This is a genomic window from Streptomyces sp. NPDC051578 (genome assembly GCF_044454045.1).
Lineage (GTDB): Bacteria > Actinomycetota > Actinomycetes > Streptomycetales > Streptomycetaceae > Streptomyces.
On the sequence record NZ_JBITDH010000003.1, the window covers coordinates 413,752 to 438,383 of the forward strand.

Below are 24,632 nucleotides of genomic sequence, written 5' to 3' on the forward strand. Positions count from 1 at the left end.
GTGGCCGGCCCGGGGAGGAATTTCGGAGACCGGCCGGGGAGGCGCTCGGCGCCCGGGAGGGGAGGCGCCGCACGAGGCCGTCCCGCAGGATGGGAGGATGTACAGATGGACATCCTCCGCAGAAACAACGTAACGGTGAGCGGACGCGAGGGCGCCCCCGTGATCATGCTGGCGCACGGCTTCGGCTGCGACCAGAACATGTGGCGGCTGGTCGTGCCGGCGCTGGTGGAGGAATACCGCGTCGTGCGGTTCGACTACGTGGGCTCGGGCCGCTCCGACCTGACCGCATGGAACGAGGAACGCTACGCGTCGCTGGAGGGCTACGCCCGCGACGTCGTGGAGATCTGCGACGAGCTCGACCTGCAGGACGTCGCGTTCGTCGGCCACTCGGTCAGCGCCATGATCGGCGTGCTCGCCGCCGCGGCCGCCCCCTCCCGGTTCTCCTCCCTCGTCATGATCGGCCCCTCCCCCTGCTACATCGACGGCGAGGGCTACCGGGGCGGGTTCAGCGCCGACGACATCGACGAACTGCTCGACTCCCTGGAATCGAACTACCTGGGCTGGTCCGGGGCGATGGCACCGGTCATCATGGGTAACCCCGACCGCCCCGAACTCGGTGAGGAACTCACCGAGAGCTTCTGCGCCACCGACCCGGACATCGCCCGCGTCTTCGCCCGCACCACGTTCCTCACCGACAGCCGCGAGGACCTGGCAAAGGTCACCGTCCCCACCCTCGTCCTGGACTGCACCCAGGACGTGATCGCACCCCGCGAGGTGGGTGCCTACGTGCACTCCGCCATCCCCGGCAGCAGCCTGGTCACCCTCGACGCCACCGGCCACTGCCCCCAGCTGAGCGCTCCGGAGGCCACGGCCACCGAGATCCTGGCCTTCGTCCGGGCGTTGCGGTGATGTCCTGTACGGGGCACAGCGCCGAGCAGCCGGGCGACAGGGCTGCGACCGACGCGTTGTTCACCTCACTGCTGGAGGACAGCGCCGACGACCTGTACGAGTCGGCGCCCTGCGGCTACCTCTCCACCCTCCTCGACGGAACCATCGCCAAGATCAACGACACGTTGCTGACCTGGCTGGGCCGCTCGCGCGAGGAGGTCGTGGGCCGCATGCGCTTCGCCGACATGCTGACGGTCGGCGGGAAGCTCTACCACGAGACCCACTTCGCGCCACTGCTGCGCATGAACGGCCAGGTCAGCGGCATCGCCTTCGAGATAAAGGCGGCCGGCGGGGCCCGGCTGCCGGTCCTGGTCACCTCCACCGTGAAGACCGGCGGTGACGGCCAGCCCCTGCTCATCCGAACGACCGTCTTCGACGCGAGCGAGCGGCGCTCCTACGAGAAGGAGCTGCTGCGCCGGCAGAAGGCCGCGGAGGAAGCCCGCGCCCAGGCGGAAGCGGACCGCAAGCGGCTCCAGGAGGCGCTGTCGGTCCTCCAGCAGAGCCTGCTGCCGACCACTCTGCCGGACGTCCCCGGCATGGAGGCCGCCTCCCACTACCACACCGCCTCCCTGGAGCGGCTCGGCGGCGACTTCTACGACCTGTTCCGGATCGACGGCACCCGCTGGGCGTTCTTCCTCGGAGACGTCTGCGGCAAGGGGCCCCAGGCCGCGGCCGTGACCTCCCTGACCCGGTACACCCTGCGCGCCGCCGCCCTGCACGACCCGGATCCCGTCGCCGCGCTCACCACGCTCAACGCCGTCCTCCACGAGCGGTACACCGGCGGCGATCCCCGCTACTGCACCGCGATTTTCGGGGTACTCGAACCCGTGGGCGACACCGTCACCGTCGAGCTGGCGTCCGGCGGGCACCCGCCGGCGCTCCTCGTGCGCGCGGACGGGAGGGCGGAGTACCTGTCCACCCCCGGCGGGCTGCTCATCGGGGTCCTGCCCGAAGCGTCGTTCACCCCCGCCAGGACCGTCCTGGAGCCGGGTGACATGCTCCTCCTGTACACCGACGGCCTGACCGAGGCCCGTATCGGTGAGAGCCGCGAGCTGTACGGGGAGGAGGCGCTGCGCGACTTCGCCGCCGCGCATCCCGCCGTCGGCCCGCACGAGCTGATCAGCGCCCTGAGGGGGCTGCTGGACAGCTTCGGCGAAGGGCTGGACGACGACACCGCCCTGCTCGCCCTCGGCCTCCCCGCATCCCCGACACCTCCCGGAGCGACAACCTGACATGAGCCCGTTGACGATCACCGTCCGAGACGCCGACACCGGTCCCGTGCTGCGAGTCACCGGCGACCTGGACTTCGACACCGCGCCGCGACTGCGCCAGGCGGTCGACGGGCTCGCCCTCGCCCCCGGCGACCTCCTCGTCCTGGACCTGGGCGGTCTGGAATTCTGCGACTCCAGCGGCATCAGCGCCATGATCACCGCCCACAACAAGGCGTCCGCGGCGAAAGCCGCCATGGCGCTCGCCGCCGTACCCGACAACATCACCCGCGTCCTCGGCATCGTCGGCCTCGACAAGATCTTCGCCCGCCACGAGCCGGCCCCGCCGAAGACCCCCTGACGCCGGGGCGCCCGGGCCCGCGGGGGCCCCGGGCTCCCGCGGACGCCGGGCGCCGGCTCACCAGGCGACGGGCAGCGCCTGCGGGCCCCGGTTGACCGTGCCCCGACGCCAGCGCACCTGTTCCGGGGGTACCGCGAGCCGGAGCCCCGGTGCCTTGCGCAGCAGCGTCGACAGCACCGCGTGGCACTGCATCCTGGTCAGCGCCGCGCCGAGGCAGTAGTGCGGACCGTGCCCGAAGGCGAGGTTCGGTGCCTCGTCCCGGGCCAGGTCGAGCCGGTCGGGAGCCGTGAAGACCGCCGGGTCCCGGTCGGCGGCCAGGTAGGACACGTACACGGCGTCCCCGGCCCGGATGGTCACTCCGCCGACGGTGACGTCCTCGGTGGCGATCCGGGGCATGCCGACCCCGTTGCGCTGCGGGACGAACCGGAGCAGTTCCTCGACCGCCGAGGACAGCAGCCCGGGATCCCCGCGCAGCGCCGCCAGCTGCTCCGGGTGCGTGAGCAGGGCGTAGACCATGTTCGTGCACTGGTTGCGGACCTGGTCGAGCGCATTGAGGACGATCATGACGGTGAGGGAGACGAGCTCGGGGCGGCTCAGCGCGCCGGCGGCCTGGGCGGCGCTCAGTTCACTGAACAGGTCGTCGCCCGGCTCCCTGAGGCGGTGGTCGGCCAGCTGCCGGAAGTAGGCCGCGATGTCGGCCTTGACGGTGCTGCTCCGCGCCGGGGACGCGTCCGTGGACAGGATGACGGCACGCCACTGCTGGAGCCGGCCGAGGTCCCCGCGCGGGACGCCGAGCAGCTTGCCGATGACCCGTTCGGGCAGTGGCCCGCTCACGTGCCCGGCGAGGTCCGCCGGGCACGCGTGGTCCATCATGTCGTCGACGAGCCGTTCGGTGACCGCCTCGGTCTCCGCCCGCAGGGCGGCCGCCCGCTTGCGGTTGAAGGCCTGCGCCACGAGCCGGCGCAGCCGGGTGTGGTCGGGGGCGTCGGTGCGGCCGATGCCCCGGGCGGGGGCGATGTTGTGGGGCGTCATGCCGGTCACCGGCCGGTCGACGGTGAGCGCGCGGCTGAACCGGGGGTCCGAGGTCACCTCCTTGACGTACTCGTAGCGGGTCACCAGCCAGGCGTGGCCCTCGCCGAACCGCATCCTGACCAGTGCCACGGGCTCTTCGCGCACCAGCCGGTGCAGCAGCGGGTCGAAGTCGAGGGCGTCGAGGTGATCCACCGGCCAGTGGTGCACGGTGGCGGGGGCGCCGGGGCGGGGGCGGTCGCCGGTCCTCGCCTCCGGCAGCGGCACGGCGGTGTCCGCGGCCGTGGGGTGTGCGGGGGCCGGGGGCGCGGGGGCGGGGCGGGCGGCTTCCGTCACGGTGCGGCCTCCAGCGGCCCGGTCGGCGGGACGTGGCGCAAGGGCGTGAGCTGTTCGATGTCGTAGCGGATCCGGAGTTCCTCGACCGCCGCCCGGTCGATCTCGCCGCCACTGTTCAGCAGGTCGAGCAGTTCCTCGAAGTAGCGCTCGTGGTCCGGGGGAGGAGCCGCCTGGAGCAGCATCCTGGCAGGGCGGCCGGTCGGATTGGCGAAGGCGTGCGGGCACCCGGGCGGTACCAGGATCATCGTGCCCGCCGTCGCCCGTACGTAACGCCTGCCGGTGCCGGACTCCCACTCCCGCCAGTCGTCGCGGGTGCGGACCTTCGGCTCGAAGGCCATCACGTCGAGTTCGCCCTCGATGAGGTAGAACAGCTCCTCGCTGCGGCTGTGGGCGTGGGCGCCGACGTCGAAGCCGGGCGGCACCACCACCTCGAAGGTGGAGGCGACCGACGAATGCGCGCCGGTCACCTTGAACGTCACCTCCTGCGCGGCCGTCTTGATGGTCCGGCCGCCGCCGGGAGGCACGATGAGGCCCTCGGCGCGCGCGGTGTCGAGTTCGTACACGCTCGTCTCCTGCTGGTATCGGTGCGGTCGCCTGGTCACCACGTCACCGGCAGTTTCTCGGGGCCGCGGATCAACGCCCCCCGTTCCCAGGCGAGTTCGTGCTCCGCAACGGCGAGCCGCAGCCCGGGGAAGCGGCCCCACAGCGAGCGGAGCATGATCTCGGACTCCATCCGCGCGAGCGTCGAGGCCGGACAGAAGTGGGGGCCGTGGCCGAAGGAGACGTGCGGGTTGTGCACCCGGTCGAAGTCGAGCCGGTCGGGATCGGCGAAGACGTCCGGGTCGCGGTTGGCGGTGAGGTACGAGACGTAGACCGGCTCGCCCGCGCGGATCAGGACCCCGCCCACCTCCACGTCCTCCAGGGCGATGCGCGCCAGCCCCACCGCGTTGCGGTGCGGGATGTAGCGCAGGAGTTCCTCCACGGCCTGCGGGACGAGCTCCGGCTCGGCGCGCAGCCGGGCCAGGTGCGCGGGATGCGTGAGCAGCGCGTACACCATGTTGGCGCTGTTGTTGCGCACGGCGTGCGCGCCGCCGATCTGGACCAGGACGGCGAGCCCGACGGCCTCGTCCGGGCTCAGCACGCCTTCGCCGACGGCGTCCGCCAGGGCGCCCCGGAGGTCTTCCCCGGCACCGCTCCCCTCGCGGACCGGCGGGCGGCGGAAGTAGTCGGCCATCTCGGCCTTGGCCCGTTCGCTGGCCTCCCGGCCCCGTGCCGCGGACAGGATCGTGTCGGTCCACCGCGCCATCCGGGGGCGGTCCTCCTCGGGCACCCCCAGCAGCGCCCCCACCATGGCCAGCGGGAAGGGCCGGTTCAGGTGGGCCACCAGATCGAGCGGTCCGCCGTGCTCCTCCATCCGGTCCAGCAGGCCGTCCATCACCTGCTGCGCGTACGCGCGGAGCCGGCTCAGCGAACGGGAGGTGAAGGCGCGGGCGACCACCCGCCGCATCCGCGTGTGGTCCGGCGGATCGCAGACCCCGACCGCCCCGTCCATCGGGATGAAGTGCGGTGCCAGGCGGGTGATGTCGCGGCCCATGACGGCCCGGCGGCCGAACCGGGGGTCGACGGAGACGAACCGTACGTCGTCGTACCGGGTCACCAGCCAGGCGTCCCCCCGGCCGTGGGGCAACGTCACCCGGGCCACCGGCTCCTCGTGCAGCAGGCGCGCGAGCAGCGGGTCGAAGGTGAGCCCCGGGAGGTCCGGCGGGGCCCAGAAGTGCACGCTCCGCTCGTCGCGCGCCCGGTCCGCGGCCGGCGCGGGCGCTTTGGCGGGCGCAGGCTGCAGGGCAGTGGTGGCGCCCGGGCGGGCCCGCGGGACCGTGGGAGCGGCCCGCCCCCCGGCAGCGCGGGAACCACCCACGGCCGCCCCCACCGGCACCGCTTCCTCCACCGACGTCCAGTGGCCGAGCGCCATCTCGGCGGTGATGCCCGGTCCGAAGCCCGCGATCAGGCCCGGGGCACCCTCCTGCGCGCCGCCTTCGTCGAACAGGCGGCCCAGGGCGTCCAGTACGACGACGCTGGCGACGTTTCCGTACTCGGTGAGCGTGGCCCGGCTGAAACGGAAGGCCTCCGGCTCGACGTTCAGGAACTTGGAGAGGTCGTCGAGGATGCGCGGGCCGCCCGCGTGCACGATGTAGAAGCCGAGCCGGGACACGTCCCAGCCGTGCCGGCCGGCCATGCCGCCCAGGACGGGTGCCAGAGCTTCCATCGTCCCCGGGACACGCTTGTCGAGGAGGAAGTGGAATCCGGTGTCGCGCACCGCGTACGCGATCCAGTCCTCCGTGCCGGGCACCAGGTGGGAGGCGTTGCGCTCCAGCAGGATGCCGGTGCCGCCCTCGCCCCTCACGACGGCGGCGGCGACGGCGTCGCCGAAGAGGCCGTTGGACAGCAGGGTGCCCACGCCCAGGTCGGCGGGCTGGTAGCTCAGCGAACAGAACTCGCACGCCACGATCAGCACGTTCGCACCCGGATAGGCCCGGCAGAAGTCGTGCGCGCGGTTGACGGCCGCGCCTCCGGCGGCGCAGCCGAGCTGGGCGATCGGTACCTGGCGGGTATCCGGCCGGAAGCCCATGGTGTTGATCAGCCACGCCGTGAGGGACGGCATCATGAAGCCCGTGCACGACACGTACACGATCAGATCGATGTCGTGTGCCGACAACCCGGCGCTTCCCAGCGCCTGCCGCACCACCTGGGGAACCCGGGCTTTGGCCTCGGTCTCGTAGAGCTTGTTCCGTGCCTCGAACCCAGGATGGCGCAGCGTGTCTTCCAGGGGCTGCACGAGATGCCGTTTGCCCACCCCGGTGTTCTCGATCAGGCGCAGGGCGAGCCCCAGTTGGGGATGGCTGTGGTGGACGCTGCGGACGAGGTCGAGCGTCTGCTCAGCGGTGATCACGTACTCGGGCACGGCGACGGCGGGGCGGCACAGGACGGCCATGGACAAGCATCCCAGGGGGGTGGCGAGGAGAGACGCGCCGAGGACGCGGTGACGCGCTCCGGGCGGGCGGCTGGACAGCCTTCGCAAATCCTTGCAGGCCGTGACCGCCAACCGGTCCGGGAGCGTTCAGCAGTACACAAAAGTGTCATCGCGGGATCAGCGGTGTTCCCGAATGTCCGTCCGATCAGTCGATGACGAGGTCCGCCCGGCTGCGCCCCGGCGCGATCAGGCGGGCGTTCGCCTCGTCGGAGCGGGCGACCCAACGCCGGGCGTACGCCTCGTCCTTGCCGTGCCGCACGTGGCGGTCGACCAGCCGCCGCACCCGTGCCGTGTCGTCGGGGGCCAGGAACCACGCCTCGTCCAGCAGTGGCCCGACCTCGGCCCACACCCCCGCGCCGTGCAGCAGGTAGTTCCCCTCGGTGATCACCAGCGGTACGTCGGGCCCCACCCTGATGCTCCCGGCGACCGGCTCCTCCAGGGTGCGGTCGAAGGCCGGCGCGTACACGGCTTCGGCAGCCTGCTCGCGCAGCCGCCGCAGCAGGGCCACGTAGCCCGCCGCGTCGAAGGTGTCGGGCGCGCCCTTGCGGTCGGCCCGGCCCAGCCGCTCCAGCTCGGCCTGGGCGAGGTGGAAGCCGTCCATCGGCACCACCACCGCCACCGCCGGACCCAGCGCGCGGGCCAGCCGCGCGGCGAGCGTGGACTTCCCCGCGCCCGGCGCCCCTGCGATGCCGAGGATCCGCCGCACGCCGTCCGACTGCCCGCCCGCCGCCGCGAGGCGCCGGGCCCGGTTTTCCAGCTCTGTCGTGTCCATGTTGTCCGCCTCCCCGCGGCCGCTCAGGACGGCGCTGCGGGCGCCGGTGCCGTGACGCGGCGTACGGACTCCACGACCGCCGCGCGGTGCCGGGCCAGCCGCTCCGGTGACCAGCCGGCCTCCGACTCGCCTGCTGCCGGGCCGCCCACCGCGCCGAACCACGACTGCGACAGCCCCATCACCAGGGTCAGCAGATCGGCGGGGTCCGGCGCGGGGTCGATCCGCCCGGCCCGCTGCGCCCGCTCGACCGCCGCGACCTTGCCCCGGTAGGACTCGGCCTCGGCCTCGGTGACCCCGGGGCGCTCCAGCTGCTTCCACGCCACGAGCCGCATCAGGGAGGGCCGCTCCACCAGGTGGTCGAAGACGGCGCCCGCGTACCCGGGAAGGTCCTCCGCGTCGAAGGGCACCGTCTCGGAGCCGGTCTCCAGCGCGCGCTGCAGGACGGCGTCGAAGAGCTCCTCCTTGTTGCCGAAGTAGACGTAGATGAGCCGCTTGTTCGCTTGCGCCGCCTCCGCGATCCGGTCGACGCGCGCGCCGGCGATCCCGTACGCCGCGAACTCGGCGAAGGCCGCGTCGAGGAGCCGTGCCCTGGTTGCGCTGGAGTCCCGTGCCATGGCGGCAGCCTAGCAAGTAACTATCCAGTTATTGACACCCCTGCCAGGTGTACTGCATGCTCAAACTATCCAGTTAGTTACTTACTCGGCGGAAGCAGCCGGAGCAGGAGAGAAACACCATGGAGATGCGCACACTGGGCGGTCAGGGCCTCACCGTCGGCGCCGAGGGCCTCGGACTCATGGGCATGAGCGCCCACTACGGAGCCACCGACGACACCGAGTCCCTCGCCACCATCGACCGGGCCCTGGAGCTGGGCGTCACCCTGCTGGACACCGCGGAGGGATACGGCCCCTTCATCAACGAACAGCTCCTCGGCAAGGCGCTCACCGGCCGCCGGGACGCGGCCGCAGTCGCCACCAAGACCGGCGTCGAGTTCACGGACCAGGGCGGGTTCCGCGGCCACAACGGCACCCCGGAGTACATCCGCCGCGCCGCCGACCGCTCGCTGCGCCACCTCGGGACCGACCACATCGACCTGTACTACCTGCACCGCGTCGACCCGGCCGTGCCGGTGGAGGAGAGCGTAGGCGCGATGGCGGAGCTGGTGGCCGCGGGCAAGGTGCGCCACATCGGCCTGTGCGAGGTCGCGCCCGCCACCATCGCCCGCGCCCACGCCGTCCACCCGCTGGCCGCCGTGCAGACCGAGTACAGCCTCTTCGAGCGCGGCATCGAGCACGACGGCGTCCTGGAGACCCTGCGCGACCTCGGCATCGGTCTCGTCGCCTACTCCCCGCTGGGCCGGGGCTTCCTCTCCGGCGCCATCACCAGCCCGGACGACTTCGCGGCGGACGACTTCCGCCGCACCGACCCCCGCTTCCAGGGCGAGAACTTCGACCGCAACCTGGCCCTCGTCGCCCAGGTGCGCCGCTTGGCGGCGGAGAAGGGCATCACCCCCTCGCAGCTCGCCCTGGCCTGGACGCTGCACCAGGGCGCGGTGCCGATCCCCGGCACCAAGCGGCGCCGCTACCTCGAAGAGAACGTCGCGGCCACCGCCGTGACGATCACCGACGCCGACCTGGCCGCCCTCGACGCCGTCGCCCCGCACGGGGCCGTGTCGGGCGACCGCTACGCCCCGGAGCTGATGGCGGCCCTGAACGGCTGACCGTACGGCGGGCGGGCAGGCGGGGCCGACCCTGCGGGCGCGTGCCACGGTGAGCGCCCCTGCGGCAGCCCGCGCCGCGGCCCCTCCCGCAACCCGTGCGCCACCAGTGGGCCGACCGGGTGAGGCTGCGCGCGGCCGCCGCGGGCCGTCCTCACTTCGCGCGCAGGCCCCAGGTGAACTTGTCCCCGCCCTCCCAGCGGACCACCGACGGGTCGTCGAGATCGGGGTGGGGGATGCCGACGGCCCGGAGCAGGTGGATCACGTCGATCACGTCGTGCGCCCGGCCGGCCACCTCCCCGCAGACCTGCACGATCCGGAAGGGCGGGCTTCCCGCCATGACGGGTGACACGACCACGTTCGAATACGACCCGCCGGCCGCGGATTCGGTCATCGTCAGCCTCCTCGCTCTCGGCACCCTGCCCAGCTGGCTCCATGTTCACCCCAGGGGCCACACGTGCCACCCTGGCACCCGCGTACCCCCGGCGCTCAGCGGTATTCGACGGTGAGGGTCGCCCCGGCGGCGGGGGCGAGGAAGACGTAGGCGGGCGACGTCTGGTCCTGGCGGAACCGCAGCCTGACCTGCGTCGTCCCCGACCGGTCGATCGCCGGCAGCCCGGCCGCCGAAAGGTCCGTGGACACCGCGTCGCCCGCGGCGGAGGAGGCGATCCGGGCCGCTTCCGGCGCTGTCGCCTCCGCCGCCCAGTCCCCGGCCTCCACCGCGCAGCCGCCGAAGCAACCCCGCCGGACGTCGACGGCCATCACGTTCCCCGGCGGACTGGACCAGGGGTCCCCGGCGCCACCGACGCGCGCCACCGTCAGGTAGGCGCGCACGAGCTCCTTCCCGGCCGGGATCCGCGAGGTGTCGAAGGACAGCACGGCGCGGTTGAACCTTCCGTCGCCGCCGCGTCCCACAGCCAGTCCGTACGCCCCCTCCAGGGTGCCGACCGCCGCTCCCGAACCGTCGGCGGCCGCTTTCACGTAACCGTCCTGCGCGTCGGTGCTCGGGAGCACCACGCTGTTCTGCCCGGGCGGAGTGGTCGGCGCGGCGCCGCCGAGCGCCCTGACCATCGCCATGATCGTCTCGATCTGGCCGCCGCCGTGCCGGGCGTACGCCGCGTCCCCCAGGTAACCCCACCAGTTCCAGCAGCCGTTGGGGTTGTCGAGGGTCGTGGTGGCAATGGCCTGCGGGTACAGCACGAGCAGGTCGTTGGTGTCCGCGTACTCGTTCAGGTAGGCCGTGTCCATGAACCGGCTTCCGAAGCCCTGGTACGAGTAGCCCTGCTTGCAGCCGTGCAGGGCGACCACCAGCCGGCATTGCGCGCCGCCCGCACAGCTCGTCGGCACGTACAGGAAACCCTTCTCGTCCATCGAGACCTGCCGGGCCGATCCGCCCGGGGCGTACGGGTTCTGGTCGAACCGGACCAGGGAGCCGCGGGGCGCGTCGTCCGGCGCGGACACGGAACCCAGCAGATGGCCCAACAGGTCGTGTTCGGCGTCGAACCCGCAGTTGTTGACCCACGGGGCCTGCGTGACGGTGCACGGGTTCGGGCCGAGCGGACTGATCCACGCGTGACCGGCCGCCGTGCTCCTGTCGTAGCGGACCCGGGCGCCGAAACGGCCGTAGAAGTCGGCCAGGGCGTCCGCCACCGGCCGCTTGACCGTCGTGTCCCCGGAGCCGCTGAACACGTAGACGGGATCGCCCGCCAGCTGGGACACGGGGTCGGTCAGACCACGGGCCGACCAGTCACGGGTGGTCCGCTCCAGCGCGTCGAGCCGGAGGTCCTGCGTGGTGTCCATGCAGGCGCCCAGCGCCCTGCCGAGATCACCTTGCGCGCAGCCGTACGGACCGGAGGCGAACACCGCGGAGCCGCTGAACGTACCGGAGTACGCGACATGCAGCTGGGTGGCCATGTAGCCGCCCGAGGAGACGCCCGCGCTGTACACCGCCCCCACGTCGTACCGGGACAGCCCGCCGGGCACGGGGACGGGCGACGCCGCCTGCGCGGGGGCGGTGAGCGCCGGCACCTGAGCGGCGCAGGCGAGGAGCAGGACGGCCACGGCCTTGCGGAACCGGGCGTTGAGCGGAAGTCGCATGGACCCTCCAGGGTGGCTCGACCGCATGGTTTTCCCGGAGGTTAGGGGCGTGCCGCAGCAGCGGACATGTGCGCGGCAGCCACAAAAGACGGCCCGGAGATGGAGGCGGCGGCACGCACCCGCCAGACTTCTTCCGAAAACGTGCGTCGGGGATGTCGAAATCCCGGAACCTGCTTCTACCTCCCCGTGAGAGCGGCCCTCCGACGCGGCGGGGCCGGCGTACAGGACGAAAGAGGCACGGGACCATGAAGTACATGCTGCTCATGCAGTTCAGCGAGAAGACCGCCGACTTCCCCGGTATCGACCAGTGGACTCCCGAGGAGCTCCAAGCCCACATCCGCTTCATGAAGGACACCAACCTGGAGCTGGCCGAGGCGGGTGAGCTCGTCGACGCCCAGGGGTTGGCGATGCCCGAGACCGCGCGGATCGTACGGTCGCACCAGGGCGGGGCGCCCGTGATCACCGAGGGACCGTTCCCGGAGACCAAGGAGTTCCTGGCCGGCTGGTGGATCGTGGACTGTGACGGCGAGGAGCGGGCGGTCGAGATCGCCGCGCAGGTCTCCGCCGCGCCCGGACCGGGCGGGCGGCCGCTGAACATGCCGATCGAGGTGCGCCAGGTGATGTCGGCGCCGCCGACCGAGCTGTGACCGGGGCGAAACGTACCGTCGAGGACCTGCTGCGCGAACTCGCGCCGCAGGTCGTCGGCGTGCTCACCCGTCGCTACGGAGACTTCGCGACCGCCGAGGACGCCGTGCAGGAGGCACTGCTGGACGCCTCCCGGCAATGGCCCGTGGAGGGGCTCCCCCGCAACCCGCGGGGCTGGCTGATTCAGGTCGCCGTCCGCCGGATGACCGAGTACGTGCGCGGCGAGGAGGCGCGCCGTCGGCGCGAGGACCTGGTGGCCGCCCGGACCCCCGCCGACCGGCGGTCCGCCCCGCCCGCCGACGCGCCGGACGCCACCGCCCACGACGACACCCTCACCCTGCTGTTCCTGCGCTGTCACCCGGCACTCTCGCCCGCCTCGGCGATCGCGCTCACCCTGCGCTCGGTGGGCGGGCTCACGACGGGGGAGATCGCCCGCGCCTTCATGGTGCCGGAGGCGACCATGGGCCAGCGGATCAGCCGGGCCAAGCAGCGGATCAAGTCCTCCGGGGTGCCGTTGCGGATGCCCGGCGCCGACGAGTGGCCGACCCGGCTGGACGCGGTGCTGCACGTGCTGTACCTGATGTTCAACGAGGGCTACACGAGCAGCTCCGGCCCCGACCTGCAGCGCGCCCCGCTCGCCCGGGAGGCCGTCCGCCTCGCCAGGGCCGTGCACGCGCTGCTCCCCGACGACGGCGAGGTCACCGGGCTGCTCGCGCTGATGCTCCTCACCGATGCCCGCGGGCCGGCCCGTACCGGGCCCGGCGGTGAACTCGTCCCGCTCGCCGAACAGGACCGCGGCCGCTGGGACGCCGCCGCGATCACCGAGGGCGTCGCGCTGATCACCGCGGCCCTGCCGCGCGGCCCGGTCGGCCCCTACCAGGTGCAGGCGGCCATCGCGGCCGTCCACGACGAAGCCCCCAGCGCTCAGGAGACCGACTGGCCGCAGATCCTCGCCCTGTACGGGGTCCTGGAGCGGCTGTCCGACAACCCGCTGATCACCTTGAACCGGGCCGTCGCCACCGCGATGGTCGACGGTCCGCGCGCGGGGCTCGCCCTGCTCGCCGCCACCCCCGCGCTGACGGACCACCACCGCCTGTACGCGGTACGCGGCCACCTCCACGAGCTGGCCGGCGACCGCGAGGCAGCCGTCGCCGACTACCGGGCCGCCGCCCGGCGCACGGCGAGCCTCCCGGAACGCGACTACCTCAACCTCCGGGCGGCCCGCCTCGCGGCCACCGAGGACGGCGCCGACCAGACCGCTCCGCCCGCCGACGCACCCCGGCCGCCCGGCGGTGGCCTCACGGCGTCACCGGTTGACGCTGGGCCGGATGGGACGCGGCCATCCGCACCAGATCCGCGGTGAGGAAGTCGAGCCAGGCCACCGCCGTGTAGTAGCGCGGCGGGGCGTCGAGCGAGGAGTCCGAGGCCTGCGGCCCGGCGCCCGCGGGGGAGCGCCCTGGAGGACCGGTCGCGCTCCCGGGCACGTCGTAGCGATCGGCGGCGGTCCGGAACCCCTCCGCCACCCACGCCCCGTACTCCCCGACCCGCCGCTCCGCGCCCGGCGCCGGCGGCCCTCCGCCCGCCGCACGGACCCGCCGGGAGCCCCACAGGACGTGGTGCCCGGCCATCAGGGCGCTCTGCCAGTCGGCGCCCGGGCCCGCCGGACGCTGGGCCTCGCCCTGGTACTGCGCGTACGCGGACTCGGCGAGCACCAGCGCCCGCCGGACCTCGGCCTCCTCCGGCTCCCCGGCGTCCTCGGCCCCGGCGGGCCCGGGACCCCCGCCGCCCCGGGTGGTGGCCGCGACCTCGGCGGCCGCGGCCCGCAGCAGCCGGGCCACGGCCCTGCCCAGCTCGTCATGGGCGCCGCGCGGCCACGCCAGCAGACCGCAGGCCAGCCCGATGACGCTCCCGATCAGTACGTCCAGGAACCGGTACTCCGCCAGCCGCCAGTTGGACGGCGCCAACTGCGCGAACGCCATCGCGACCACGTTCGTGAACATCGCCTGCCCCCACCCGACACCGTGCAACGGGCCGGTGGCGAAGGCGACGAGCATCAGCGGCGGCAGGACGAAGGCGTACACGGTGCTCGCCGTGCCCGCCAGCGTCAGGATGCCGCCGGCCGCCAACGCGCCCACGCAGGTGCCGATCAGCGCGCTGCGCACGGTGTGGCGGGTCTGCACGGCAGTGGTGCGGGTCAGGCTCAGCACCGCCAGCATGGCCCAGAAGCCGTGCGGCAGGGTGTCCAGCCCCGCGATCGTCCGGGCCACCGCCAGCGCCACGGCGATCCGTACGGCGTTCTGGAAGTGCACGGACCTCGGGCCCGCGTGGGCCGCCAGCCGGTGCCACCACAGCCGCGGCGCGCGCAGCCGGGCGTACCAGAAACGACCGGAGCCCGGCTCCCCGATGGCGGCGCGGCGGCCGCGGACGGAGATGTCCGCCGCGTCGGCCAGCACCAGGGCGGCGTCGGCCACCTCCAGCACGCTCGCCTGCCGGCGCCGGTCGGCGGGCCGCGGGGGAAGGGCGGCCGCCACCTCGGCGCGTGCCCGCCGCAGGGCCCGTACGGCCTCCGCGTCCTGATCCCGGGGGCGGGACCGGCCGGCGGGCGGTACGTCGGCCAGCAGCGCGGAGGTCTCCCGCGCCGCCTCCTCCACCGCCCGCAGCAGGACCAGGCTCTCCGGCAGCGGCCGCACGCCTTCCGGCACGGCGGGCAGGGCGTGCAGCCGGGCGAGGAGGGTGCGCGCGGCCAGACCGGTGTGGGCCAGGGCCCGCTCCCGGATCCCGGGACCGGCGGGCCGCTCCGCTTCCGGGGACTTGGAGGGCCGCAGAGCCTCGCCCGCGGTCACCGCCTCCTGCGCGGCCGCGGGGGGCAGCGCGTAGGGCGGCGCCGCGAGCGCTGCGGCGCACCGGGCCGCGACCTCGGCCGCCTCCGCCGCCCGGTCGCGGTAGGAGGGCACGGGAGGATCGGGCAGGACCCAGGCCTCGGCGAGGATCAGCAGAACGATCCCGACCACGGCGCCGACGAGGCGCTCGCCGAGGTCACCGGGGGAGTACGGGGGGAAGCACGGCAGGATGAGCAGCAACTGGAGTCCGGGCGCGGCCCCGGCCTGACGCGGTCCGGCGGCCGCCGAGAAGGCCAGGCAGAAGCCGATGACGAGCATGCCGGCGACCGCGGCCCAGGTCCGTACGGCGAGCAGGGTGCCGAGCGTGACCAGTACGCAGGCCAGGGGCAGCACCCGTACGAGCTGCGCCGCCCGCTGGCGGCCCGTGCCCGGGATCCGGGACAGGACGGCCAGCGAGATGGCGGCGAACAGGGCGTACGTGGCCGGGACCGGGCGGTCCAGGACGTGGAGGAAGGTGTAGAAGCCGACGCACGCGGCGAGGGTGACGCGCACGGCCCGCCGGGCCGCCGCCGGCGCGGGGCCGGTCCCGGTGCGCAACAGCGTCAGCGCCCGGGAGGCCCGGCGCTCCGCGCCGGCGCCCGCCGTACCCGTTCCGGTGCCCGGATCCGTAGGGATGCCCATCTGGTCTCCGCCCGCCGTTCGCGGCCCCCGTTTCAGGGTGCCATTGCCGGGCGGGGACGCCAGCGGGCGCGTCCTGCGGGGTCAGCCCAGGAGGTTGCCGTAGTAGCCGCCGATGCGGCTGTAGTAGGCGGGGTCCTCGACGTGCTGGTCACCGATGAACTCGGGGGCCGACTCGATCTCGTCCTTCGTCCGGTCGACGTGGATCGTCTTGTCCTGCGCGTCGACGCGGGTGACCGTACCCGCGGGCAGCAGCACCTCCCGGCCGAAGATCCACGGCCCGGTGTCCACGACGATGTACGACGAGCCGACCTCGTCGGAGTGCTTGCTGACCTTCCCGATCCCGCCGTCCGCCGCCGCCACCTTGTATCCCGTCAGATCCAGGGCGCCCACCCGGCCCGACCCCTCGCGGTAACCCCACACGTTGATGCCCATGGGCATTTCCTCTCTTCCGGTACCGGGCGGCCGTCGCCCCCTGCACGGCTCCGGGGCGGGGCGCCCCTGCCGCGACCGCCCGCCTGCCCCGAGCGGCGCACCCTCACACCTGTCTGAGATCCTCCAGACCAGCAGACGCTCGCCGCTGATCGAGGTCGGTGAGTTCTCCTACGACGACGACCCCGACGACCCGACCGCCTTCGAGACGCGCAACGTGCTCTGCCACTACGGGCCGGAGAAGCTGGTCATCGCGAAGTTCTGCGCGCTGGGCACGGGCGTGCGGTTCATCATGAACGGCGCCAACCACCGTATGGAAGGTCCCTCGACGTTCCCCTCCCCGATCATGGGCGGCTCGTGGGCGGAGCACTTCGACCTCATCACCGGCCTGCCGGGACGGGGCGACACCGTGGTGGGCAGCGACGTCTGGTTCGGCCACGGGGCCACCGTGATGCCCGGTGTGCGCATCGGCCACGGAGCGGTCATCGCCTCCGCCTCCGTCGTCGTGCACGACGTCCCCGCCTACGGCATCGTCGGCGGCAACCCCGCCCGACTCGTCCGCCGCCGCTACGGCGACGCCGACGTCGACCGCCTCCTGGAGCTGGCCTGGTGGGACTGGCCGCTCCAGCGGATCACCGAACACATCCGCACGATCATGTCCGGCAGCATCGAAGAGCTGGAGGCGGCGGCCGCTTCCTGGGCGACGGAGCCGCCCGGAGCCGGCCCGTGACGGTTCAGGACGCCGGGGGCCGGTGGCGCAGCAGGTACAGGCCCGTGGCGGCGGTCACCAGGATCGCGCAGGCGCTGAACGTCAGCCCGGCGCCGACCAGGCCCAGCCACAGCGTCAGGGCGCCGACGCCCACCACGGGCAGCGAGATCCCCGTGTAGGCCACCACGAAGAACGAGGAGATCGTGGCGCCCCGGTGCGCGGGCGGCGCCGTGTCGCCCACCGCGGTGAGCCCCGCCCGGAAGGCCACGCCCTGCCCGAGGCCGCCGACCAGCGCCCCGGCCACCAGCAGAGCCGGCGACTCGGCCCAGAGCGAGGCGGCGACCAGCAGCAGACCGGCCACCAGGACCAGACAGCCCAGCGGCAGCGCCCGCGCCACCGCGATGTGGCCCACCAGCCACTGGCCCAGCGTCGAACCGAGGAACACCGAGAAGACCACGAGCCCCACCACCGCGTGGTTGCGCACGCCCAGCGTCTCGGCCAGGAAGCTCGGCGCCAGCGAGGTGAACAGCCCCAGCAGCGCGAACCCGGCGAAGGCGGCCAGCGCGCACGGCACGAACACGCCGCGGACGGACGCCGGGACGGACAGGCCCTGCGGCCGCAGCGGCGCCCACCGGCGGGCGTCGTCCACCGTCTCGGGCAGCGCGAGCACCACGGCACACGCCACCGCCAACAGGGCCAGATGGGTGACGAAGGGCAGGACGAGCGGCGCGGGGGCGTACTGGGCCAGCACCCCCGCGATGAGCGGACCGCAGCCCAGGCCGCCCATGTTGGCGGCGGTCGCGACGAGACCGGCGCGCTCCTTGTGCCCCGGCGGAGCCAGCTCCAGCACCGCGACCGTACCCACCCCGCTGAGGAGCCCGGCCGAGAACCCCGACAGCACCCGCCCGGCGAACAGCAGCGGCAGGCCGCCCTCCAGCAGGAAGCACAGCGCGCTCAGGGCCCCCAGCCCGAGCGCGTAGAACAGGACGGGGCGGCGCCCCGCGACGTCGGAGTAGCCCCCGGCCACCAGGAGGGTGAAGATCACGCCGACCGCATAGGCGGCGAACACCAGCGTCACCGTCAGGTCCGAGAAACCCAGTTCCTGCCGGTACAGCCCGTACAGCGGGGTGGGTAGCGTCGTGCCGGCCATGCCGATGGCGAACACCGCCCCGGCGCCCGCGTAACCGAGCCGGCGCGGGCGGCGTGTACGGGAGGGGGCACTGGTCCGTGTCATGGACAACACCCTAGGCGCGGGGGCGGGCGCCGCCTCTCGAAGGCGATGCCCTCTCACGGGGTACCGGCGGGTTCGGGGAGCGCACCGCGCAGTTCGTGGAGCAGGCGGCCCGCGTCGGTGAGGAGCGCGCCGCACAGCGTCCGTACCGGGGCGGGGACCGCGGTGTCCTGCTGCACCTCGTACTCCAGGTCCTCGTGGAGGGTCAGCCCCTCCTCGACGAGGGCGTCGAGTTCCCGCCGGTCGGTCCGGGCGGGCCGGCCGACCTCCTCCATCGCCGCGGCGACCGTGTTCAGGAGGGCGCCGTACCCCGACAGGAAGCGGCGCGGCACACGCGAGTAGTGGCCGCTGTCCACGGAGTAGGCGAGGCTCCGCAGCAGCGAGCGCAGGTGCGCGGCGCTCCGGCCGGCCGCCTGACCTGCCTCCTGGGCGCGCGGCAGGACGTCCGCGTCCCTGCCGTCGGGGCGGCGGGGATTGAGGCGGCTGTTCTCGGCCTCCGCGTCGACGGACGCCTGGACGTGCGGCGCGTCCGCGGCCACCCGGTCGCAGGCGTGCCACCACCGCCCGACCTGCTCCCCGGTCGGTCCGTCGTCCGTCCCGGCGGCCGCAGCCAGCTCGGTGACGACCTCCCGCAGCCGCTCGTACAGGTCGGCCACCGCCTGCTGGCGGTGGCGCACGTGCCGGGCCGGCGCGAGCAGGAGGTGCGCCGACAGTCCGCAGAGCGCGCCGAGGGAGACCGAGCCGGCGAGGTGGCCGATGTAGTCGATGCGCCCGTGACCGGAAGTGAAGGCGAAGAAGCCGACGACCGCCACCTGGAGCCCCTGGGAGCCGAGGTGCCGTACGCGCCCGGTCACGAGCGCGAGGAGGGCGAGCAGCCCGAAGGACCAGGCGTGGATGCCCAGTCCGGCGGCGAGCCCGGCGGCCAGGGCCGCGCCGAGCACCATCGCCCCGAGGTAGCGCACGCATTCGCGCACCGAGCGGTAGAGCGTGGCCTGGAGGGCGAGGATCGCGGTGAACGGCGCGAACGTCGTCACCGTCGGCGGCAGGAGGCGGTGTGCCAGGGCCCAGGCGACCATCGCCGCCACCACCGTCTTCGCCTGCCGGATCAGGTCGTCACGTTCGGTACCCGGCGACTCGAAGCTCCTGCGGACGTACGCGACGGCTTCCTGCGCCGCCGCGTACATCCGTCGTGCCGGACCACGGGTCACGGCCATACGGGCCTCACCTCCACAGCGTCCCCGGGGCGGGACCGCACGCTTGTGCCCGCGACGCCGCGCCGCATGCGAAGGCGCACCGGTGGTCGGTCAAGGGCCCTGTGGCAATGCCGACTTGAGGGCGCCCGGTCGCACCCGGCGGAGGTGGACGCGGCCCCACGGGGTAGATGCAAGGCATGGAGACCTCTTCGCGTACCCCCGAGCAGCCGGTCATCCCGCGGCGCCGGGGCAGGACGCCGTGGTGGGCAGTGGTGGCAGGGGGACTGGCGCTGCTCCTGGCGTTGTTCGTGGTCGTGGGCCGTTTCGGCCTGCTCCCCGGCCTCGGCGGACTCTTCGGCGAGGACACCCGGGACCGCTCCGGGCCCGCGCTGCTCAAGTCGATCCAGGACATGCACCGGTACGAGGGCGCGGTCGGCAACTTCCAGGTGGTGGTCGACCTGGAGAAGGACGCGGCCTTCCTGCCGGACGCCATCCGCGGGACGCGCACGCTGTACGTCGGCGCGGGTGCGGTCAGCGGATACGTCGAACTGGGCGGCTTGGGCGAGAAGAGCGTCACCGTGAACGACGACCGGACCGAGGCCTCGATCCGGCTCCCGCACGCGACCCTCGGCCCTGCCTCCCTCGACCCCGATCGCTCCTACGCCGTGTCGAAGCAGCGCGGCCTGCTGGACCGCCTCGGTGACTTCTTCTCCGACAATCCGGCCGGCGAACAGGCCGTACAGCGCCTTGCCGTCCAGCACATCAGCGAGGCGGCGCGCGACAGCGGTCTCGCCGCGCGCGCGGAACAGAACACCACGGCGATGCTGGAGGGCCTGCTGCGCTCGCTCGGCTACCGCAAGGTGAGCGTCAGCTACGGGTGACCGCGATCTCGGTCGCTGCCCTGCGGAGTGGGACCGGGCGCGCCGGGGCAGGGGCGCGGTGAGACGCAGGGGCGAAAGGACGGGTCATGGTGGGAGCGCTGGTCGCAGGAGGGTGGGGACTGTTCGCCGGTGCCGCACTGCTGGTGGGCGCGGCGGTGGGAACGCTGTTCCGGGTTCCGGCCCAGTGGATCGCGCTGATCATGGCCTTCGGCAGCGGCGTACTGATCTCCGCGGTGTCCTTCGACCTGATGGCCGAGGCGTACGAGCAGGGCGGCGTCGTGCCCACGGCCTGCGGGGCCGTGGCCGGGGCGGCCGTGTACTCCCTGGCGAACGTACTGCTCGCCCGGCGGGGAGCCCGGCACCGCAAGCGGTCGGGCGGGCGCCAGCCGTCGGAGGAGGAACAGCCCGGCTCGGGCAACGCCATCGCCCTGGGCGCACTGCTCGACGGCATCCCGGAGTCGGTGGTCATCGGCACCAGTCTGCTCGGCGGGGGCAGCGTGGGGATCGCCACGGTCGCGGCCGTCTTCATCAGCAACGTCCCCGAAGGCATGGCCAGCGCGGCCGGGATGAAGCAGGCGGGGCGCAGCCGCACGTACGTCTTCACGCTGTGGGCGGTCATCGCGGTGGTCTCCGCCCTCGCGGCACTGGCCGGGTACAGCCTCCTCGGCGGTGCTTCCCCCGGCGTCATGGCGGCGATCACCGCGGTGGCCGCCGGGGCCATCCTCGCCATGATCGCGGACACCATGATCCCGGAGGCGTTCGAGGAGGCGCACCTCCTCACCGGGCTCACCACGGTGCTCGGGTTCCTGGTCGCCTTCGTCGTCTCCCACGCCTGACGCGCGACCGATGACCCGCCCCGGCGCGAACCGGCAGCGGTGTCGCGCCGGTCGGAACGAGGGCGTGGCCCGGAGCGGACTCCGGGCCACGCGAGAGCTCCGACCGTCAGCGCCAGTCGATGCCCGCCCACTCGCAGCCGCCCGCGAAGCCCGGGTTGCCGTTGTGGACGCCGCCCGCCAGGTTGCAGGCGCCGTGATGCGCCGAGCCGCTGTTGTGGTCGTCGTCGCCGTGGGCGAGTGCCGTGGCGGCGCCTCCGAGGACCATGGTGGCGGCAAGGGTGAGGGTGGTGACTGCGGCGCGAATGCGCATGGCTACTCCTTGGGTAGCGAGGGGTTGGTGTGCTCATCAGAAATCACCCCTGCCGCGTCCCCGGAAACACGCCCTGCGTCGGATGGACGAGCGGCCTGCGGGGGCGGACGCCGATCCGGTTGCGCGAGCGGGAACTGCCCTTGGCGCACCCGGCACCCGCAGTCCCGAGCCGCCGGTGCCCGTGGCCGCACCGGACGCCGCGTCCACGGCGGCGAAAGGCGCGACATGCCGCCGTTCGGCCCAATGTCACCGACGCGCGAGTCGCTCCACCTGTTGGAGGGAGCGCGAGGCGGTTGGCGGACCGCCCGGCGGTTGGACGCCCGCGCGCTGGGTAGCCGCCGCATGCCGGGCGGGCCGGCGCGGGACGACACGAGGAGCTGCGAATGGCGGAGCTGGACCTGGACCCGTTCACCGATGTGATCGACGGTCCCATGTACGTGGTCACGGCCGCGGCGGACGACGAGCAGGCTGGCTGTCTCGTCGGCTTCGCCTCGCAGTGCTCGATCCACCCCGCGCGCTACATGGTGTGGCTGTCCACGGCCAACCACACCTTCGGCGTCGCCCGCCGGGCCACCCACCTCACCGTGCACGTGCTGCGGCGCGAGCAGCGCGAACTGGCCAGGTGGTTCGGCAGCGAGACCGGCGACCACGTGGACAAGTTCGAGCGGGTCGACTGGCGCAGGAGCGCAGCCGGCAGCCCGGTGCTCACGGAAGCCTGCGCGTGGTTCGTCGGACGGATCGAGGAGCGCGTGCCGGGCGGTGACCACGTCGGTTTCCTCCTGGCCCCGGCCGAGCAGTCCCCGCCGGTCCAGGGGACGCCCGCGCTGCTGCGGTTCAGCGACGTGAAGGACTTCGAGCCGGGCCACCCGGCCTGACGCGGGCCCCTCTCAGCGGTGGGCCCGCGGCGGACCGAGTACGGCCGCGCAGTCCTGCCATGCCTGAGGGCTGAGCAGCGGCCGGAGCCGGGCGAAGAACGCCAGCAGGTGTGCTCCCGACCTCTCGCGGAAGCCCGCGTCGACGCGGGCGATGTCCAGCTCGTTGGCGGCCGAGAGCTCGGCGAAGTCCTCGCGGGAGCGGAGCGTGGGGACGAAGGTGCGGCCGGTGAACCGGTCCCGGAACACCGCGTCGGCGTCGGCGAGGGCCGGGTAGGTGGCGCCGCGGTCACAGCTCGCGTAGAGGTACACGATGGCCTCGGCTTCGGCGCCGATCAGTTCCCTGAGCCGGGAGCGCTCCGCGAGGGGCAGGGGAGCGGTGGCGAACCCGTCCGTGCCGTAGAACGCATGGCACAGTCCGGCGAGTTGCAGTGCCGGCCGGGCCGCCCAGTGCTCCAGCTGCTGCTGAACCCGTTGCAGGTGCGCGCCGAGGGTGCCGCCGGGATGCGGGGTGGCCGAGGCCCCGAGGTCGTCCAGGAGCCGGAGGGCGGCGGATACGGGGTCTGCGGGAAGCGGCGGCATCTGAACCACACCTCAGGCTATGCGGGGTCGTCGGACGGCCAGGGGTCGCCCTGGACGCGTGCGTGGAGGTGCTCGTCGTGCCACCCGTCGGCGTGCAGCAGGGCGCTGCGCATCACTCCCTCCAGCGGGAATCCCGCCCTCGTCGCGACCCTGCAGGACGCGGGGTTGGCAACGGAATGCGTGATCCGCAGGCGGTGCAGGCCCAGTTCGTCCACGGCCCACCGGCTGATCCGGACCGTCGCGTCGACCATGACCCCGTGCCCCCGCCCGTCCGGCAGCAGCCAGTACAGGAACTCGGCGTCACCACCCCGCAGGTCCACATCGGCCAGCCCGATCAGCCCCACGGGCCGCGCCTGCGCGCAGCGGCATACCGCCCAGATCGCGGCTTCCTCGGCCTGCCAGACCTGCTGCCAGCGGGCGATCTTCTCGATCGCTGCGTCCAACGTGAGGTCCACGGGCCGGTTCCACTGCCGGACCGCGGGATCGCGGCAGGAGGCCACCAGTACGTCGGCGTCATCGGGCTGCCACGGACGCAACACGAAGCCACTCGCGAGGCGGAAGGACGGCTGCCCCCCGCCGCTCATCCTGCCGGGTGGGACCACGGGGGCCGTCGAAGCGATCATCAGAGCATCATGCCGAAGCGCGGCGGCGGCCACCACCCCGGCGTTCGCGCCGTGCGGTCAGGGCGAAGCCCCGGCCTCCTCGCGGAGACCGGGGCCGTTCTTCATGCGTGCCGACCATGGGTCACGCCGAGCAGTCGGCCGGCCGGGCCGGTCGTGGTGTTCGTGCGGGACGCCCACGGCCGGCCCGCTCCCGGTGGAGCGGCAGGTCAGCTGTTGGCGGACAGGTTGCCGGAGAGGACCGGGATGTTGTCCAGGATGTGCGACAGCGACTCGTCGCCCTTGGCCTGGGTGGAGTTCTCGGTGCACTGCTGGTTCTGCGGGTTGGACAGGACGTTGATGTCCTGGACACCGACGTTGACCAGGGCCACCAGGGACTGGGCGTTGACCTTGACCGGCAGGCCGACGCAGGGCTTGTTCAGCGTGCCCTGGACCAGGCTCAGCTGCGGGCTCATGGCGCCCTCGGTCTTCTGGTTGCCGTAGATCTGCGCGGCGCCGTTGCCGTTGACGGTGTTGACCCCGTTGTCGTTGCCGATGGCCATGGCCGGCGCGGCGACGGCAGCGCCCGCGCCGATCGCGGCGGCGGTGGCTGCTGCGGTGATCATCATGTTCTTCAGCATTCTCGCGCATTCCTTAGTTTGAGCGGAAAAGGCCCCCTGACGGGGAAGTCGCCCTGCCTAACGCGACAGTGGCCACCGATGTGGCGGCATGTCACCCGATCGCGCGTGCACCTGCCCCGCAAAAGGGGTTGGGCCGATGTCCGCATGTGCCTAGGGTGACGTGATGGTTGAGGTTCGGGAGATGTGCGAAGCCGACGTCGACGCCGTCTCGGCGGTCCGGGTGAGGGGCTGGCAGTCCGCGTACGCCGGGATCGTCCCCCAGGCGTACCTGGACGCGATGACGGTCGAGGACGACGCGCGACGGCGCCGGGCGTGGCTCACCGATCCGCTGCGGAAGTCGACGGAACTCGTCGCCCTCGACGCGGACGGCGCGCTCGTGGGCTGGATCAGCTGCGGTCCGTACCGAGGGTCCGCCGAGGCCCGGACCGGGGAGGTCTACGCCCTCTACGTCCGGCCCGACCGCATCGGCAGCGGGGTCGGCCGCGCCCTGCTCGGCACGGTCCACGCGCGCATGAAGGCGCGGCGGTTCGAGGCCCTGGCCCTGTGGGTCCTCGCCGGCAACCGGCAGGCCAGGCGTTTCTACGCACGCGCCGGCTACCGGGCCGACGGCGCGGCCCAGGAAGACGACTACGGCGACGTCAGCCTCACCGAGCTCCGCTACCGGCGTCCGCTGCCCTGAGCCGCGGT

26 protein-coding genes and 1 pseudogene are annotated in these 24,632 nt (G+C 73.3%); 11 read left to right on the forward strand and 16 right to left on the reverse strand.

The window, feature by feature from the left end:
• The first annotated feature begins 105 nt into the window (after nucleotides 1-105).
• The 3 genes from ACIA6C_RS17990 to ACIA6C_RS18000 are packed head-to-tail and all read left to right on the forward strand — an operon-like array spanning nucleotide 106 to nucleotide 2,517.
• The gene (locus ACIA6C_RS17990) at nucleotides 106-909 is read left to right on the forward strand and encodes an alpha/beta fold hydrolase (protein ID WP_399276891.1); all 804 of its coding nucleotides are present in this window, start codon (nucleotides 106-108) and stop codon (nucleotides 907-909) included.
• Nucleotides 909-2,180, forward strand: a complete 1,272-nt coding sequence (locus ACIA6C_RS17995) for a PP2C family protein-serine/threonine phosphatase (protein ID WP_399276893.1) — start codon at nucleotides 909-911, stop codon at nucleotides 2,178-2,180. The genes ACIA6C_RS17990 and ACIA6C_RS17995 overlap by 1 nt, the downstream gene beginning before the upstream one ends.
• A gap of 1 nt (nucleotide 2,181) precedes the next feature.
• The gene (locus ACIA6C_RS18000; protein ID WP_361126565.1) at nucleotides 2,182-2,517 is read left to right on the forward strand and encodes an STAS domain-containing protein; all 336 of its coding nucleotides are present in this window, start codon (nucleotides 2,182-2,184) and stop codon (nucleotides 2,515-2,517) included.
• Nucleotides 2,518-2,574: 57 nt separating this feature from the next.
• Here the strand turns inward: ACIA6C_RS18000 and ACIA6C_RS18005 are convergent, their stop codons facing one another.
• From ACIA6C_RS18005 to ACIA6C_RS18030, 6 genes and pseudogenes are all read right to left on the reverse strand, one after another.
• Entirely contained in the window at nucleotides 2,575-3,882 is a 1,308-nt protein-coding gene (locus ACIA6C_RS18005) for a cytochrome P450 (protein WP_399276895.1), read from the reverse strand.
• Nucleotides 3,879-4,445, reverse strand: a complete 567-nt coding sequence (locus ACIA6C_RS18010; RefSeq protein WP_399276897.1) for a cupin domain-containing protein — start codon at nucleotides 4,443-4,445, stop codon at nucleotides 3,879-3,881. The genes ACIA6C_RS18005 and ACIA6C_RS18010 overlap by 4 nt, the downstream gene beginning before the upstream one ends.
• A gap of 35 nt (nucleotides 4,446-4,480) precedes the next feature.
• On the reverse strand, nucleotides 4,481-5,854 hold the full coding sequence (locus ACIA6C_RS18015) for a cytochrome P450 (RefSeq protein ID WP_399277303.1): 1,374 nt from the start codon (nucleotides 5,852-5,854) through the stop codon (nucleotides 4,481-4,483).
• Nucleotides 5,833-6,874 (reverse strand): annotated as a pseudogene (locus ACIA6C_RS18020) (type III polyketide synthase); the annotation flags it as partial. The gene ACIA6C_RS18015 and the pseudogene ACIA6C_RS18020, both read right to left, overlap by 22 nt.
• A 184-nt stretch (nucleotides 6,875-7,058) precedes the next feature.
• A complete protein-coding gene (locus ACIA6C_RS18025; protein ID WP_399276899.1) occupies nucleotides 7,059-7,685 on the reverse strand; it encodes a nucleoside/nucleotide kinase family protein in 627 nt (208 codons plus the stop codon).
• A gap of 23 nt (nucleotides 7,686-7,708) precedes the next feature.
• Nucleotides 7,709-8,299 carry a TetR family transcriptional regulator gene (locus tag ACIA6C_RS18030; protein ID WP_399276901.1) on the reverse strand — a complete coding sequence of 197 codons (591 nt, stop codon included), beginning with the start codon at nucleotides 8,297-8,299 and terminating at the stop codon, nucleotides 7,709-7,711.
• Between the two features lie 119 nt (nucleotides 8,300-8,418).
• On the opposite strand from ACIA6C_RS18030, the gene ACIA6C_RS18035 reads away from it, so the two are divergent.
• On the forward strand, nucleotides 8,419-9,402 hold the full coding sequence (locus ACIA6C_RS18035) for an aldo/keto reductase (RefSeq protein WP_399276903.1): 984 nt from the start codon (nucleotides 8,419-8,421) through the stop codon (nucleotides 9,400-9,402).
• A 151-nt stretch (nucleotides 9,403-9,553) separates the two neighbouring features.
• On the opposite strand, the gene ACIA6C_RS18040 is transcribed toward ACIA6C_RS18035, so the two are convergent.
• Together ACIA6C_RS18040 and ACIA6C_RS18045 are read right to left on the reverse strand one after the other, a co-directional pair.
• Nucleotides 9,554-9,793, reverse strand: a complete 240-nt coding sequence (locus ACIA6C_RS18040) for a hypothetical protein (RefSeq protein ID WP_361126583.1) — start codon at nucleotides 9,791-9,793, stop codon at nucleotides 9,554-9,556.
• A 95-nt stretch (nucleotides 9,794-9,888) separates the two neighbouring features.
• Nucleotides 9,889-11,496: a PHB depolymerase family esterase gene (locus tag ACIA6C_RS18045; protein WP_399276905.1), complete on the reverse strand. Its 1,608-nt coding sequence runs from the start codon at nucleotides 11,494-11,496 to the stop codon at nucleotides 9,889-9,891.
• 245 nt (nucleotides 11,497-11,741) lie between these two features.
• On the opposite strand from ACIA6C_RS18045, the gene ACIA6C_RS18050 reads away from it, so the two are divergent.
• Together ACIA6C_RS18050 and ACIA6C_RS18055 are read left to right on the forward strand one after the other, a co-directional pair.
• Nucleotides 11,742-12,143, forward strand: a complete 402-nt coding sequence (locus ACIA6C_RS18050; protein ID WP_399276907.1) for a YciI family protein — start codon at nucleotides 11,742-11,744, stop codon at nucleotides 12,141-12,143.
• The gene (locus ACIA6C_RS18055) at nucleotides 12,140-13,504 is read left to right on the forward strand and encodes an RNA polymerase sigma factor (RefSeq protein WP_399276909.1); all 1,365 of its coding nucleotides are present in this window, start codon (nucleotides 12,140-12,142) and stop codon (nucleotides 13,502-13,504) included. Before ACIA6C_RS18050 ends, ACIA6C_RS18055 begins: the two co-directional genes overlap by 4 nt.
• On the opposite strand, the gene ACIA6C_RS18060 is transcribed toward ACIA6C_RS18055, so the two are convergent.
• Both ACIA6C_RS18060 and ACIA6C_RS18065 read right to left on the reverse strand, forming a co-directional pair.
• Nucleotides 13,440-15,662 carry an FUSC family protein gene (locus ACIA6C_RS18060; RefSeq protein ID WP_399276911.1) on the reverse strand — a complete coding sequence of 741 codons (2,223 nt, stop codon included), beginning with the start codon at nucleotides 15,660-15,662 and terminating at the stop codon, nucleotides 13,440-13,442. The two genes, ACIA6C_RS18055 and ACIA6C_RS18060, sit on opposite strands and share 65 nt — an antisense overlap.
• An 81-nt stretch (nucleotides 15,663-15,743) precedes the next feature.
• On the reverse strand, nucleotides 15,744-16,094 hold the full coding sequence (locus ACIA6C_RS18065; RefSeq protein ID WP_399276913.1) for a PRC-barrel domain-containing protein: 351 nt from the start codon (nucleotides 16,092-16,094) through the stop codon (nucleotides 15,744-15,746).
• On the opposite strand from ACIA6C_RS18065, the gene ACIA6C_RS18070 reads away from it, so the two are divergent.
• The gene (locus tag ACIA6C_RS18070; protein ID WP_399276915.1) at nucleotides 16,093-16,821 is read left to right on the forward strand and encodes a CatB-related O-acetyltransferase; all 729 of its coding nucleotides are present in this window, start codon (nucleotides 16,093-16,095) and stop codon (nucleotides 16,819-16,821) included. The two genes, ACIA6C_RS18065 and ACIA6C_RS18070, sit on opposite strands and share 2 nt — an antisense overlap.
• 4 nt (nucleotides 16,822-16,825) lie before the next feature.
• Here the strand turns inward: ACIA6C_RS18070 and ACIA6C_RS18075 are convergent, their stop codons facing one another.
• Nucleotides 16,826-18,034: an MFS transporter gene (locus tag ACIA6C_RS18075; protein WP_399276917.1), complete on the reverse strand. Its 1,209-nt coding sequence runs from the start codon at nucleotides 18,032-18,034 to the stop codon at nucleotides 16,826-16,828.
• Between the two features lie 53 nt (nucleotides 18,035-18,087).
• A complete protein-coding gene (locus ACIA6C_RS18080) occupies nucleotides 18,088-19,245 on the reverse strand; it encodes an aromatic acid exporter family protein (RefSeq protein ID WP_399276919.1) in 1,158 nt (385 codons plus the stop codon).
• A gap of 176 nt (nucleotides 19,246-19,421) precedes the next feature.
• Here ACIA6C_RS18080 and ACIA6C_RS18085 point away from each other — a divergent pair, with 176 nt between their 5' ends.
• Nucleotides 19,422-20,105 (forward strand): DUF4230 domain-containing protein, encoded by a 684-nt coding sequence (locus ACIA6C_RS18085; protein WP_399276921.1) that lies wholly within the window; start codon nucleotides 19,422-19,424, stop codon nucleotides 20,103-20,105.
• Between the two features lie 86 nt (nucleotides 20,106-20,191).
• Nucleotides 20,192-20,941 carry a ZIP family metal transporter gene (locus tag ACIA6C_RS18090; RefSeq protein WP_399276923.1) on the forward strand — a complete coding sequence of 250 codons (750 nt, stop codon included), beginning with the start codon at nucleotides 20,192-20,194 and terminating at the stop codon, nucleotides 20,939-20,941.
• A gap of 106 nt (nucleotides 20,942-21,047) precedes the next feature.
• Here ACIA6C_RS18090 and ACIA6C_RS18095 read toward each other — a convergent pair whose 3' ends face one another.
• On the reverse strand, nucleotides 21,048-21,251 hold the full coding sequence (locus tag ACIA6C_RS18095) for a hypothetical protein (protein ID WP_399276925.1): 204 nt from the start codon (nucleotides 21,249-21,251) through the stop codon (nucleotides 21,048-21,050).
• A 383-nt stretch (nucleotides 21,252-21,634) separates the two neighbouring features.
• Between ACIA6C_RS18095 and ACIA6C_RS18100 the strand changes: the two genes are divergently transcribed.
• Nucleotides 21,635-22,126: a flavin reductase family protein gene (locus tag ACIA6C_RS18100; protein WP_399276927.1), complete on the forward strand. Its 492-nt coding sequence runs from the start codon at nucleotides 21,635-21,637 to the stop codon at nucleotides 22,124-22,126.
• 12 nt (nucleotides 22,127-22,138) lie between these two features.
• On the opposite strand, the gene ACIA6C_RS18105 is transcribed toward ACIA6C_RS18100, so the two are convergent.
• From ACIA6C_RS18105 to ACIA6C_RS18115, 3 genes are all read right to left on the reverse strand, one after another.
• On the reverse strand, nucleotides 22,139-22,705 hold the full coding sequence (locus tag ACIA6C_RS18105) for a DUF6817 domain-containing protein (protein ID WP_399276929.1): 567 nt from the start codon (nucleotides 22,703-22,705) through the stop codon (nucleotides 22,139-22,141).
• Between the two features lie 17 nt (nucleotides 22,706-22,722).
• Nucleotides 22,723-23,328, reverse strand: coding sequence for a GNAT family N-acetyltransferase (locus ACIA6C_RS18110; RefSeq protein WP_399276931.1), 606 nt, complete (start codon nucleotides 23,326-23,328; stop codon nucleotides 22,723-22,725).
• Nucleotides 23,329-23,534: 206 nt separating this feature from the next.
• Nucleotides 23,535-23,945, reverse strand: coding sequence for a rodlin (locus ACIA6C_RS18115; RefSeq protein WP_399276933.1), 411 nt, complete (start codon nucleotides 23,943-23,945; stop codon nucleotides 23,535-23,537).
• Nucleotides 23,946-24,108: 163 nt separating this feature from the next.
• On the opposite strand from ACIA6C_RS18115, the gene ACIA6C_RS18120 reads away from it, so the two are divergent.
• Nucleotides 24,109-24,624 (forward strand): GNAT family N-acetyltransferase, encoded by a 516-nt coding sequence (locus ACIA6C_RS18120; protein ID WP_399276935.1) that lies wholly within the window; start codon nucleotides 24,109-24,111, stop codon nucleotides 24,622-24,624.
• The last annotated feature ends 8 nt before the right edge of the window (nucleotides 24,625-24,632 follow it).